Genomic DNA, 13388 nt, shown 5'->3' on the forward strand with positions numbered 1-13388 from the left:
GTATGGAAAGGAAAGAATTTACTGCAACAATATGTCATTTTGTGGTAGCATATAGGGGATTGGTGAATTTCAAGTATAACGACCTGTATTCATTAAGGAGGAGAACCTTTGCTAACGTTTATTTCGGATCTTCCTACTGACAAGCCCATCGCGGGAGTTCATTGCGTGCCCGTATTGGACAACGGAGATATGATGATGGTGTGGGATAAAGACGAACTAGCCTTAACGACCATTGGCGGAAGGCTGGAAGGTAACGAGACGATTAAAGAAGGTTTACATAGAGAAGTGATGGAAGAAGCAGGCATTGTGATCAGGGATGAGGCAATGCCTTTTGCAAGCTGGTATTGGGAAGAAACGGATACATATACCGTGTTCTTCTTAGCAAGGGTTGAAAGCTTTCATCCGATACCGGATGGTTTTGAAAAAACAGGCTATGTCATTATGAATTTTGAAACAGCAGTTCAGCTGTTAACCAAGCTGGAAGGTAATGGAGCGAGAACGGACATTATAGCTAGAGCGGAGGAACTGGTGGGAAAATACCTGGCTTACCAATAGAATGGAGGGAAAACGATGATCATTCGTGAAACGGAACATGAATTTATAATGACAACTCAGCATAATCATGCTGGTTTATCCGGTCAATTTGCGGCGCATTTTTGCGATGATCTCTTTCTTGGGAATGCTTATATTCCAGTTGTCCTGCAGGCTATACATGAACATGATCGAGCTTGGATCCGACTGGATCAAACACCGATTTGGAATGATGAGGATCATGTCCCGTTTTCATTTAGCGATTATCCTATGCTGCCCAAGCTGGTTCTTTATAAACTGGGAATCGATGAAGTGGAGCAAATAAATGCTTACGCAGCTTTACTCTGCAGTATGCACTATGCTTCTTTTCAGCATATACGAAATTCCTTGCACCCTGACTGTATTGCTTTTTGCAGCGGTGAGGCTAGTCGGCAAGCGCGCCTTGAGGAGAATCTTAAAGTTCCAAAGGAAGTGCTGGAAAGACATTTCCACCTGCTTCAGCTCTGTGACGATCTTTCTTTGTACGTATGTTTAAATAACCCTGGAGCAAGCAAGGAAAAGGAGCATCCTTGGTATCGGGAAGGCTTCAAACGTTCAGAGCCGCTTCTACTAGAAGGCGGTAGGAGGCTTATGGCAGAGTGGATAAGCGAGAACGAAATCAAGATGACTCCTTTCCCGTTTAAACACGATTTTAAGATGATTGTACCTATCAAGCGCGTTTCAAAGGATGCAATACGAACGCTTGGGATGAACAAAGCGTACGCTAAGACAATGATGCAGGAGCAGGAAATCACTTGTGTAAAGTCATCGTAAAGGGGGTAGTTGATGATTGGCTGGGAAAGAAAAAGGGTTACGACGAATAGAGGAGCCTTTGAATATTTTGTTTCAGGTACAGGTCCCCCTCTTTGTGTAACGCATTTTTACTCTGCTTTCACGGACAAAGGTAATTATTTTGCAGACATGTTCTGTGAGCGATTCCAGGTTTATCTTATTAATTTGAAGGATGCGGGCAACTCGGATAAGCCGAACGATGAATCCGAGCTCAGTATGCTGGAGTCTGTGCGGGATCTGGAAGAAATAAGGGAATCGCTTCAGCTTGATTCATGGTCCTTTGCAGGCCACTCGACAGGTGGGATGCTCGGGCTGCTGTATGCGGTTCATTATGGTGCAAGTCTACATTTATTAATCGCTGTTGGAGCTGCAGCTTCTGACGATTATATGAGGCATGAAGATAGCATTTACTGTATTGCTAACAGCAACAATAAGAGGCTCAAGGAAATTTTTACTATACTAAGAGAATCTGAATCGAAGGAAGAGATAGCAGCTGCGGCTCGTGAGTGGACGGAGATGTCGCTTCATCACCCTGAACGATGGGACCGTTATTTCTCCAGACCGAGCAGCGGAAGAACGGTGCAGTCTAGACTAAACTATTACAACAAGCATTTAAAGAACTACGATATACGCTCCCTTTTATCTCGGATCAAGTCGCCGAGCCTTATTATGTGCGGCCGCTACGATGCGCAATGTCCTGTGTCGTTCTCGGAAGAAATTCACCGTTTGATCCACGAATCTACCCTTGTGATCCTTGAAGATAGCAATCATTGTCCACATCTGGAAGAACCCGAATCTTTTCTGAAAGCAGTGTACTCATTTTTTCATCATCGAGGAGATGTTTAGATGGCTTATCATATTCGTGTAAGACCCAGTGCCTTAATCATTCAATCCAATTGTTTATTAATGGTCGAATATGAAGACAAGAACGGCATTCACTACAATTTGCCTGGTGGAGGCGCTGAACCGGGCGAAACGCTTGTGGAAGGCGTAGCTAGAGAGGTGTTGGAGGAAACTTGCGCCTCCGTAGACGTCGGACCGATTGCTTTTGTCTATGAAATGACGCCTCATAAGCAGTCAGGGGACTATCCGAACTCTCCTCATACGTTGTCCGTTATTTTTGAATGCTCTTTAAAAGAAAATGAGGTTCCGAGATTGCCAGCCGAGCCCGACTTGCATCAAACCGCGGTGAAGTGGGTTCCGTTGTCGAGTCTCGATTCTATTGTTCTATACCCCAACATTAAAAGTCATATCCAGCAATATGCAGAACAACGAAGAACGATCGAAATGATTGAAGACCATAAGCTGGACAGCTACTTGGGCATAATACGATGAACTCATTCATGATCGGCCAGCACGGCTCATTCAGTTATACCAAATATAATCGGGATTTCCGGGACGGTTTCTATGGGATCGAAGCCTGTTTATTCGAGCAGGAAGAAGATACGCAGCATTTGATTCGAGAGGCTCAGAACCAGCAATTTCATATTGGAATTCATTTTCCGCTAAGGGCAGGACAATCCAAGGTGCGCGATGCGCTGTTTTTATCCATGGTTCCTCCATTAAGAGAGCAGGCATACCGTTATGCCCAGAAAGAACTGGAATATATAGGAAATATTCGTCCGGATTATGTACTGTTCCATTATCCAAAGCCGGTTATTCTCGATGATCGTTTTGATTGGAGTTTGTGGAAGTTCGATCAACCTGAAGAATATGTATACGAAAGCGAGATCAGCTTCAATCAGTTCAGGGAGCAAACGGAGCAGTGGTTTCAATGGCTGACAATCAAGAGCGAAGAGTATGCTTTTACCCCGGTGTTGGAGATCGATGCGCTGAACAGATACATATATGACACTGATATGCTGGAACAATTGCTGAACAGGTACGATAAAATTAAGCTATGTCTGGATACGGCCAGACTTTATCTCCAATCAAGAATCGATCCTTATTTCGATGCGGAGTATATCCTGCAAACCTATGCCCGATATGCGAAGATCATTCATCTTAGCAATGCACAATTCACGGATCGGATAATACAAAGGCACTATCCCGTACTTCCGACTCTCCGTTCCGAAGAGGGATGGGCTCCTATCGAAACGTATTTGAACATCATTAGGCGGCAAAACCGCGATGTGAAAATTCTGTTCGAGCATCGATCGGATTTAATTGAAGATCATGAGCTGGATGCTTGTTACAGATGGGTTGACCAAATCATGAACGAATATGATAAGGAGGAGCTATGAGCCTTTCAAACTCAAAATGGCTAAAGCAATTTTCTGAATTTATTCCTCATGACAAGCATCATATTCAACAGATCGAACAATGCATAGGGGATGCACATAGGAGTGCAGTATGACTTATCATAAACCAATAACGTCCAAAGAAGGACTAGAGCTAGTAGAGAAGATAAGGAAGCATTGCTCTCAATTTCCTGAAGTAACGGAGAACGTTGATTCATTCGGCCATACTTCGTTTCGTATAAGTGATAAGCCGTTCGTCATGCTGGGAGAGAAGGAAACGGTCTCCTTATCAATCAAGGCAGATAAGCATACGCAGGAATTTCTTCTGCAACAAGAAGACACTAATTATGTGAAAACGCCCTATATCGGGCATCACGGATGGGTTACGGTGCTGGATCTTGATCGAGCTGATTGGAAAGAAATTGAAGAGCTCATCATCGAGGGTTACTTTAGAACCGCTCCAAAGAAATATGTGAATATGCTTAAACGAGCAGAGCACAGGTAGTTATCGCGGGAAGAACTGGGAGAACGTATGCTGATCTATTTTAAAGATTATTTATTGAACTTATTTTTTATTTTTTCTCCATTCGTACTGTACCCTTATATTTATAAGACGAAGCGAAAGCCTCTGCTGTACCAGTTCCTGGTCTATACTCTTTTTTCATGCGCTTTGGTCGTGACGATGTCGTTTCCTACGCATCTTGACGGGCTGCTCTTTGACTTTCGGTCTATTCCTCTAGCTCTCGGCTCGCTGTATGGGGGTTCTGTTGTTTCAGCCATTCTGTATATAACCCTTATGGCTTACCGCTTTATTATGGGGAACCCTAATAATCTTATTTATGTTGTTTCATTAGCACCGAGCTTCTTAATTCTTTTGTATTACGTCAAAAGGTATTCGTCTTTCAAGCTGCATCAGAAAGTATGGTGCGCCATCCTATTATGCAGCTTCATCAAATTGATAACCTTTACGATGTATCTTTCATTGACAGATCATTTGGAGCTATTATGGATCGAGCCTATTACGAAGCTGGAAACCTACTTACTTCAAGGGATTATTGCCGGCTTATGTGTGTACTTGATTGAATTTTTGAATTCTTACTTTTATATGCAAGAAGAAGTTATTAACAGTGAAAAGATAAAAATCGTCAGCGATATGGCGGCGTCAGTAGCCCACGAGATTCGCAATCCCTTAACCACAGTAAGAGGCTTCATTCAATTGCTCGGATCGGCAAGCTTGGATCAAGAAAAAAAGCAATTTTATCAAAAGCTTTGCCTTGAGGAATTGGATCGTGCTCAGGTTATTATTACTGATTACCTTTCCCTGGCTAAACCGGATCCGGAAGTGATAGAAAGAATCAATGTTAATGAAGAGGTGCGGTATTTATCCAATGTGCTTCTTACCTATGCCAATTACCACAATATCCAGATCGATGGGAATGTGCTGCAAGACGAATCTCTGTTTATAGTTGGAGATAAATATAAGTTTAGGCAGGCATTCATCAATATCGGTAAAAATGCGATTGAAGCGATGATCAACGGGGGGCTCTTGGCTATTAATGTCAAAAGTAAGGAGAGCCATATTTCCATCGTTGTAAGCGACACAGGAGTTGGAATGACAGAGGAACAGGTTCGTCGACTTGGAACGCCATACTATTCCACTAAGGAAAAGGGGACAGGCCTCGGGACGATGGTTTCCTTTGGAATTATTAAAAAGATGAATGGGAAAATTGAGCTGAAGAGCGAGCTGGGGAAGGGAACCGAATATACGATCGTGTTTCCGAGGGTTTGATATTAAAAATAAATAAAAACCGCTCTTTGCGGTCAGTTCGGAGAGAAACCCTGAAGATTAAAGTGATACCAGGGCTTCTCTTTTTGTCTGAACCGGTTTAGGCGGTTTCTATAAGCTCGGTTAAAAAGATGCTCGTTTTAATAACCGTTCCATTTTTCTCAAGTTTAACATAAATCCATTCGGTCTGTTTATCTATGACCGTCCCTTTACCTTCTCTTGTTAAAACCTTAGTTTTGTTCAACAACACTTGAAATGGATAATGTGCAGATTGACTTCTAAGAACTTTCTTCGGCATCATTATAACTTCCTTTTTATGAGAGATGTATACATCTATTGTGTACACATTATTCTAGCATTTCCTCAAGAAAGATTCTGTTTAAAAAATCACACAAAATGAAATTCATATCCATAAAAACGGGAGGTGTGTAAGCTAAATCCCATCATTAGACCGAGTGAGAAGGCTATCAACCGTTTGCAGGAAATACAAGTTCCTTGTTTAGTTCTGAGCGGTCAATACGATCTGGACGATTTCAAAGCGATGGCGGCTATATTAGCAGAAAAGCTTGAAATGGCGATTGTTCAAGAAATTCCGGATGCCGGTCATTTAGCCAATATGGAAAATCCGGACTGCTTTAATCGATATACGATACAATTTCTTGACGGACTTTGATGGTTTTCTACAAAATACGCTATTTTCCACCCGTTTACAATTAATTGGACTTGCATCACAATGAAATGGAGTACAATATATTGCGGGAGGGATTCCCTTGTCCAAAAAAATTCTTATCATCACCGGAGATGCCGTAGAAGCGCTTGAAGTGTATTATCCGTATTATCGTGTGCTGGAGGCTGGCTATGAAGCCGTGATTGCCTCGCCGACGAAGAAGACGCTGCGTACCGTTGTGCATGATTTTGAAGGCTGGGATACCTATACGGAGAAGCCGGGTTATCAGCTTGATTCCCATATCTCCTTCTCGGAAGTAGATCCTTCACAATTTGACGGACTGATTATCCCGGGGGGAAGAGCTCCTGAATATATTCGTCTTGATGAGAATGTCCCGGGCATTTTAGCGCATTTCTTTGAGACGAATAAACCGGTTGGAGCCATTTGCCATGCGGCATTAGTGCTAGGAGCATTGAAGGACAAATCATTTTTTGAAGGTCGAACAATGACGGCTTATACAGCCTGCCGGTTCGATGTAGAGCAGCTAGGAGCGACGTTTACCTCAGATACGCTGCATGTGGACGGAAATATCGTGTCGGGACATGCGTGGCCGGATTTACCAGGATTCATGAGAGAGTTTTTGAAGCAGCTTTCTTAAATATAAACTTATAAAAAATGCGCCGGTTAACGGAGGGATCGCCTCTGACTCCGGCGCTTTTTTTCTGGCAGCTAGAATAAACCTTTATCCAGCATGGATTCGGCGAGCAGTACGGCACCTTTGCCGGCACCCATTTTCGTATTATGTGAGACGAGGACGTATTTAACCCCACCTAAAACAGGGTCTTCCTCCAATCGGCCGATACTGGTTGTCATGCCGTCACCTAGTTCCCGGTCTAGTCTGGGCTGAGGACGATACGGATCATCAAAAATGTGAATCATTTCAGCAGGAGCAGAATGAAGGGGACGTGTGCGGTAAGGATTATATCCAGAGAGCGTTTCTTTAATTTCGGTTAGTTTTGCTTTTTGCTTCAAGCCGACAAAGACAGCTTCTGTATGGCCGTCAAGAACATTGGCTCTTGTGCATATACAATTGATATTGATATCTGCGGGAGCGAGCTGATTTTCCGTTACATTCCCCAATATTTTCAACAGCTCGTTACGGACCTTGCCTTCCTCTTTGGGAATGTAGGGGATGATATTATCCAAAATATCGAGGCAACGAACGCCTGGGCTTCTCCCTGCACCACTGATGGATTGCATAGATACCATGAGCACCTTATCGATTCCGAAACGCAGCTGTAGAGGTTGAAGCGTTATTGCGAGGCCTGTCACAGTGCAGTTCGGAACAGGCAGCACGAAGCCTTTCCAGCCTCTGCGTCTTTGCTGCGTTCGGATTAGATGAGCATGATCATCGTTAATGCCTGTGATTAACAAGGGGGTATCCTCTTCATAGCGGAAGGCAGAAGCGGTAGAAAAGGTAGGGGTGGTTTTGGCAAACCATGGTTCCAGCTCTTGCGCTAAGTCCGATTCGATTGCAGTAAAAATGACGTCGACCGACTCCGGTTTAAAATCCTTCGAAGCTACGACAGGAATCCGTCTCATATCTTCGGGAATCGGCGAATTTTGCGTCCAGCGAGAACTGCCGTTAGATTCTAGTAATGCCTTTTCATAATGAATAGCATTTCTTGAAGTGACCATCTGAACGACCTCGAATTGAGGATGGCCGGTCAACGCTTGAACGAACTGCTGTCCAGCCATACCTGTTGCACCCACGATTGCAGCTTTTAAACGGCTCATAAAAACAGGCTCCTTCCTGGATATGGATAATTTATCCTATTCTACCACAATGAAATGTTGAATTCATTAGTAAAAAGCCGAAAGTGAAGCTATTCATTTGCGATCAATTGTCACAGGCTTTTATAGCATACTGATCATGCCAAACGCTATAGTGCCTAAAATCCAATCCAGCATAGAAATCTGAGAAGCCCAATGATATTTGGCTGTACGTTCAACTTCCACTTGGCGTTCTTTCATTTGCATTTCAAGTTCAAATAAGTTCATCATGGTCATCCACTCCTTTTGTTTATTGATTATAGCTGGATAAAGATGAATAAAAAGTGTAGAATGTGGAATGGATTCTTCATCTTTTATTTGTGGAGGGGATATTCATGCTCGAACATTACTATCTGACCCTTCGAAAGCAGCTTCCGAATGCGCTTGAAAAAGAAGAAATAGAAGTTACGCTCCCTCAATTAACGGAATGGCTTCATTTCTCAAGTCGAAATGTGAATTTGGTATTGAGAAAAATGGAAGAACAGTCGTGGATTCAGTGGCTTCCGGGTCGAGGAAGAGGACATCGTTCCAGAATCGTATTCCAGATTAGTCGCGAGACACTCATTCTGCGGATGGCCCAGGGCCATGTGGGGAAAGGGGATCTGCAAAAAGCGTTTGCCTGTATCGATGAGCATGATTACTTACCTAATTTGAGGGATCAGTTTGTCTACTGGCTGGAGAGCCAATTCGGATACCGACCGGAAGGAAATGATGAGGATAGGACGGATACCCTTCGCGTTCCATACCACAAGCCGATTCAATGTCTTGATCCTCCATTCATCACCTTTGTTGTTGAGTCCCATATGGCCAAACAAATTTTTGACAACATTGTACGCTACAATAGGCAAACCAAAACCATTGAACCCCATCTGGCTCATCATTGGTGCCACGATAAGACAGGAACAAGCTGGCTCTTTTATCTTCGCAAAGGCGTTCTGTTCCACCACGGAAGAGAAATGACAGCGCAGGATGTCAAGTTCTCGTTAGATCGAATACGTGATGAAGGTATAGACTCCCCTTACCGATGGATGTTTGAAAATGTGGAAAAGATTGAAGTATATGACCGGTATGCCGTCAGGATTAAGCTTTCACAGCCGAATTCCTTATTTTTGCATTGTTTAAGCTTTGATAGAGCTTCTATCGTACCTGAAGATATGGTACTTTCTCTTGGCGATGCATTCGGACGTAACCCTGTTGGAACGGGGCCGTTTCAAGTCGTTTCGCATGACAATAATATGCTAGTGTGTGAAGCGTTTAACCGCTATTTCGATAAAAGGGCTCATCTGGATCGGATTGAAATATGGTATACTCCCGATCTACAATGCAAAGTAAGCTGCGAAGAACGTACCATGTATCGGATTCGAACCCGCGGAGGGGAAGAATCACAGGAGCAGCGGAATAACATAAAAATACTATCAGATGGCTGTAGCAAAATGCTGACCTTTAATCTCAAGCTGAAAGGCCCTCAACAGCAGCTTTGCTTCCGTCAAGCCATTATACATGGAATTGATCGCAGGAGGAGTGAACTTCTAAATTCTGACGATGCCTATTTGGCGGACTGGTTTGTCCCTCGACAGGATACTTCTAGCCAAGATATGCTGTACAATCCTGAGTTGTCGGAACAGTTGCTTAAGGAAAGTGGGTATCAAGGAGAACCAATTCTCTTAGCTGTATCACAAGCTAATGTGGAAGAAGCGGAGGCGCTTAAAAAGCTGATGGGTGAAATGGGCATCCATTTGCAGTTGGAGGTTTTCAGTGACGACCCTAAGCAGCGGATCGAAACGGTAGAGCGAAGCCATCTTTGTTTGTACGTCATCATATTAGATGATGATTTGGTGTTGTCGATATTGGAATTGTTTTTGGCAGATAACAGCTTCGTTCGCAGACATCTTAGCGATGAACTATTTGCAGAGTTAAAGCAGATCATCGGGAATATATTTAGAATCGATTTAGAGTACGGTTCAGATGGTCAAATGGAATGGATAAACGAGCTGGAACGATTAGTGAAAAAAAACGCCGCAGTATTTTTTATGTATCGTTGGCAGCAGAGGACCTTTTACCATCCGTCATTAAGAGGAGTTTCATTGAATGCCTTAGGTTGGGTGCCATTTCGCGATGTATGGTTTGAGCCGGTTGCACTGCATCGTGAAGCCTAATTGGCGAGCACTACGATGGTTATGAATTCGAGAATGCAAAAATGAGAACGAAGTCAAGGATCTTAAAGACTCCTATGGAGTTTGCTAAGCTCCTTTTTTCTTTGATTTAAAAGTAGGATTGATTGAAATGATGTGAATTCATCAACAATAAGTAACTTTATATACGAGCCCCATTCCGTGTACTCCTTGTCTTTATCGCAGCGGCACAGGCGGCAATCGCTTTGCGCAATCGACATAATAACATTTTTGGGAGAGTCTTATTATAATAAAGGTGAGATTGGGTAATAATGGTTAATCCATTCATTAACAATGACGGCGGGACGAGGTGCAGTAATCTTGGAAAAAACATTTTTGATGGTCAAACCCGATGGTGTACAACGGGGATTAATAGGTAAAATAGTTCAACGCTTCGAGGACAAAGGATTTCAGCTCATAGGAGCTAAGCTAATCCATATAAGCACGGAGACAGCACAGACGCATTATGCGGAGCATGCAAGCAAACCATTTTACGGTGAGCTCGTGGATTTCATCACTTCAGGTCCCGTATTCGCCATGGTATGGCAGGGGGAACAGGTCGTTGCCTTATCCAGGTCAATGATGGGGAAGACGAGACCGATGGAGGCTGCTCCTGGAACGATCCGTGGGGATTATGTGGTCCGCACCGAAAGCAATATTATTCATGGATCGGATTCGCCTGAAAGCGCTGAACGGGAAATCTCCTTGTTTTTTAAACCGGAAGAGCTATTGAGTTACGAACGGGCTATTCAAACCTGGATTTAGACTTTTATAGGTCTTATCTGTGAGTCGAAGTAAAGTCACTCCTTGATGGGAACATCGGGAGTGGCTTTTTTTCTGGCAGGATACAGCTCATTTCTCTCTCTAAAAAATGCTCGTTTGATGTTTTATTAAAAATTGGTTACATTGATATGTAGGTATTGCCATAGAAATCAGGTAAGTAAAATATACTTTTGTATGGTTAGTCCCGCTATGTTATACGAACCGATAAGGAGAGATTTGTAAGATGAGAGATCCAAGATTAAAAGTATTGGCAAGCAATTTAATTCGATATTCCGTGAACCTTCAGCCGGGTGAAAATATTTTGATTGAAATGATTGGGATCAAAGATCAAGAGTTAACCAAATGCTTAATTGAAGAAGTACATGCTGCCGGCGGACATCCGTTTATCGAGCTTCGCGACCCAGCCGTAACCCGCAGCTTGATGCTGCATGGTACCAAAGAGCAGTATCATACGCTTAAAGAGCTGGAACTGAACCGAATGAAACAGATGCAAGCCTATATTGCTGTTCGCAGCGGTGACAACATTACTGAAACATCGGATGTTCCTGAAGCGCAAATGAAGCTGTACGTCACAGAATACCAGCGTCCAGTAACGGATCAGCGTGTAAATCATACCAAATGGTGTGTCATGCGCTACCCTAATCCGTCTATGGCGCAACTAGCGAATACAAGCACCGAGGCTTTCGAAGACTTTTATTTCCAAGTGTGCAACCTGGATTACAGCAAAATGGGAAAGGCGATGGAATCGCTTGTTAATCTGATGAATCGTACGGATAAAGTAAGGCTCGTAGCTCAAGGGACGGACCTGACGTTCTCCATCAAGGATATCCCGGCCATTCCATGTGCAGGGAAAAATAATATCCCGGACGGCGAAGTATTCACCGCACCTGTGAAAAATACGGTTAACGGCACCTTGTCCTACAACACGCCAACGATCTACCAAGGAACCTCCTTTGAGAATGTGGTTCTGCGCTTTGAGAATGGTAAAATCGTAGAAGCAACGAGCAACAATACGAAGAAGCTGAACGAAATTTTGGATACGGATGAAGGCGCGAGATACATAGGCGAATTCGCTATTGGAGTGAATCCGTACATTAAGTATCCGATGAAAGATATATTGTTCGATGAAAAAATCGACGGCAGCATTCACTTCACGCCGGGTAATGCTTATGAAGATGCGGATAACGGTAATCGTTCCTCCGTTCACTGGGATATGGTGTTGATTCAGCGTCCGGATTTCGGCGGTGGAGAAATTTACTTCGACGACGTATTGATTCGTAAAGACGGTAAATTCGTTATTGCGGAGCTGGAGCAGTTGAATCCGGAAAATCTAATTTAATTAAATAAAAAGAGGACGCAGCACAAATGCTGCGTCCTTTGATTTTTGTGAAAGGAATTCTTTGAGAAATATGCTGAAAAGTAAGTGGGGTGTGCCTCGGAGGAGTTTACGTCCGCCTTTGAAATTCGTGAAAATACCAATTAATCTAATCCAATTCACGGGTTTCAACAGCGGCTGGAGGGGCATACCCCACTGGAATTTCTTAGCAATATTTTTAGTTTCGTTGCTTTCTCAAAAATCCCAGCACCAAACGGTGCATCCTCTTTACTTCCCCGCCCACTTGCGATATTGCAGCGGTGACATGCCGCAAGCCGACTTGAAGATGCGCCCGAAATGAGTACTGCTGTCGAACCCAACCTGCTCTGTAATGCCGGTTACGGACATTCGAGTGGATTTGAGCAGCTTCTGGGCTTCCTGCACACGCAAGCTGTTGACGTATTCAATGACACCGAAGCCTGTTACTTCTTTATAAATGCGGCACAAGTAGTAAGGACTAATATGAAAATGCCCTGATAACTCCTTTAATGACATCGGCTCACGAAAATGTTCGTTAATATATTTCACAATATCGGATACTTTACGATGCAATGTAGTTGGGTGCTCGGAAGTTTTGCCTCTGCTGTCTGAATGCTGAACGTGGCGATAAATCATAAGCAGCAGTTCTCCAAGCAGCAGCCTAATATAACCTTCAGTACCATATTGAATTTGCCGCTGCTCCCTTAGCATTTTTTCCACAATAGACTCTACCATAATGAGCTCTCTTGCATCGGGATGAAGAATAGGCCCTTCCTCGAACACCTCGAATAAATCTTCCAGGATCGAACGATACATCGGTTCCATAAAATAGTCTTTGAAATTAATTAATATCCGCTCGTGATGAGGAGAATTCGCTTCCATTGTTTTGTGCAGCACGTTAGGCTGGATGAGGACCAAATCCCCTTTTTTTACATGGTAGGAGCGATCTTTGATGAAATAATAACGCTCCCCCGCGCGCATATAATAGATTTCGTATGAATCATGAGAATGGTTTTGCTTCATATTGAACGTATTCTTACGAATGGAATGATCCAGATGAAAGCCATCCTTTTCGGCAACGAAAGAAAACGGATTTGGCGCTGGCTTCAACATGTCTGGTGGTATGGAATGTTTCATAAAGACCGACCTCCCTGAAATTATGAAAAAGGGGCTTGTGCAATATAAGTTGAAA

At 43.3% G+C, this 13388-nt stretch carries 16 protein-coding genes; 12 read left to right on the plus strand and 4 right to left on the minus strand.

Going from position 1 to position 13388, the window contains the following annotated elements; genetic code table 11:
* Positions 1–108 precede the first annotated feature (108 nt).
* The 7 genes from QMA13_RS10680 (at position 109) to QMA13_RS10710 (ending at position 5391) form a co-directional block, all read left to right on the plus strand.
* On the plus strand, positions 109–555 hold the full coding sequence (locus QMA13_RS10680; RefSeq protein WP_282941351.1) for an NUDIX hydrolase: 447 nt from the start codon (positions 109–111) through the stop codon (positions 553–555).
* Positions 556–570: 15 nt separating this feature from the next.
* Positions 571–1344, plus strand: a complete 774-nt coding sequence (locus tag QMA13_RS10685; protein ID WP_282941352.1) for a DUF3891 family protein — start codon at positions 571–573, stop codon at positions 1342–1344.
* Positions 1345–1356: 12 nt separating this feature from the next.
* Positions 1357–2208 (plus strand): alpha/beta fold hydrolase, encoded by an 852-nt coding sequence (locus QMA13_RS10690; RefSeq protein WP_282941353.1) that lies wholly within the window; start codon positions 1357–1359, stop codon positions 2206–2208.
* Positions 2209–2697: an NUDIX domain-containing protein gene (locus tag QMA13_RS10695; RefSeq protein WP_282941354.1), complete on the plus strand. Its 489-nt coding sequence runs from the start codon at positions 2209–2211 to the stop codon at positions 2695–2697. It begins immediately after the preceding gene.
* Positions 2694–3605, plus strand: a complete 912-nt coding sequence (locus tag QMA13_RS10700) for a sugar phosphate isomerase/epimerase (RefSeq protein WP_282941355.1) — start codon at positions 2694–2696, stop codon at positions 3603–3605. The genes QMA13_RS10695 and QMA13_RS10700 overlap by 4 nt, the downstream gene beginning before the upstream one ends.
* 109 nt (positions 3606–3714) lie before the next feature.
* A complete protein-coding gene (locus tag QMA13_RS10705) occupies positions 3715–4107 on the plus strand; it encodes an MmcQ/YjbR family DNA-binding protein (RefSeq protein WP_282941356.1) in 393 nt (130 codons plus the stop codon).
* Between the two features lie 27 nt (positions 4108–4134).
* Positions 4135–5391 (plus strand): ATP-binding protein, encoded by a 1257-nt coding sequence (locus tag QMA13_RS10710; RefSeq protein ID WP_282941357.1) that lies wholly within the window; start codon positions 4135–4137, stop codon positions 5389–5391.
* A 97-nt stretch (positions 5392–5488) separates the two neighbouring features.
* On the opposite strand, the gene QMA13_RS10715 is transcribed toward QMA13_RS10710, so the two are convergent.
* A complete protein-coding gene (locus QMA13_RS10715; RefSeq protein ID WP_282941358.1) occupies positions 5489–5632 on the minus strand; it encodes a hypothetical protein in 144 nt (47 codons plus the stop codon).
* Between the two features lie 231 nt (positions 5633–5863).
* Between QMA13_RS10715 and QMA13_RS10720 the strand changes: the two genes are divergently transcribed.
* Complete coding sequence (locus QMA13_RS10720; RefSeq protein ID WP_282941359.1) at positions 5864–6061, plus strand: alpha/beta fold hydrolase; 198 nt, start codon at positions 5864–5866, stop codon at positions 6059–6061.
* Between the two features lie 97 nt (positions 6062–6158).
* Positions 6159–6713, plus strand: a complete 555-nt coding sequence (locus tag QMA13_RS10725) for a DJ-1/PfpI family protein (RefSeq protein ID WP_282941360.1) — start codon at positions 6159–6161, stop codon at positions 6711–6713.
* 71 nt (positions 6714–6784) lie between these two features.
* On the opposite strand, the gene asd is transcribed toward QMA13_RS10725, so the two are convergent.
* Together asd and QMA13_RS10735 are read right to left on the minus strand one after the other, a co-directional pair.
* On the minus strand, positions 6785–7852 hold the full coding sequence (gene asd / locus QMA13_RS10730; RefSeq protein WP_282941361.1) for an aspartate-semialdehyde dehydrogenase: 1068 nt from the start codon (positions 7850–7852) through the stop codon (positions 6785–6787).
* Positions 7853–7972: 120 nt separating this feature from the next.
* A complete protein-coding gene (locus QMA13_RS10735; RefSeq protein ID WP_282941362.1) occupies positions 7973–8119 on the minus strand; it encodes a hypothetical protein in 147 nt (48 codons plus the stop codon).
* Positions 8120–8223: 104 nt separating this feature from the next.
* On the opposite strand from QMA13_RS10735, the gene QMA13_RS10740 reads away from it, so the two are divergent.
* From QMA13_RS10740 to QMA13_RS10750, 3 genes are all read left to right on the plus strand, one after another.
* Positions 8224–10044, plus strand: coding sequence for an ABC transporter substrate-binding protein (locus QMA13_RS10740; RefSeq protein WP_282941363.1), 1821 nt, complete (start codon positions 8224–8226; stop codon positions 10042–10044).
* A gap of 336 nt (positions 10045–10380) precedes the next feature.
* A complete protein-coding gene (gene ndk, locus QMA13_RS10745; protein WP_282941364.1) occupies positions 10381–10824 on the plus strand; it encodes a nucleoside-diphosphate kinase in 444 nt (147 codons plus the stop codon).
* 241 nt (positions 10825–11065) lie between these two features.
* Positions 11066–12181 (plus strand): aminopeptidase, encoded by a 1116-nt coding sequence (locus QMA13_RS10750; protein WP_282941365.1) that lies wholly within the window; start codon positions 11066–11068, stop codon positions 12179–12181.
* A 264-nt stretch (positions 12182–12445) separates the two neighbouring features.
* Here QMA13_RS10750 and QMA13_RS10755 read toward each other — a convergent pair whose 3' ends face one another.
* Positions 12446–13333 (minus strand): AraC family transcriptional regulator, encoded by an 888-nt coding sequence (locus QMA13_RS10755; protein ID WP_282941366.1) that lies wholly within the window; start codon positions 13331–13333, stop codon positions 12446–12448.
* Positions 13334–13388 lie beyond the last annotated feature (55 nt).

This window comes from Paenibacillus sp. RC67 (assembly GCF_030020805.1).
Classification (GTDB): domain Bacteria; phylum Bacillota; class Bacilli; order Paenibacillales; family NBRC-103111; genus Paenibacillus_S.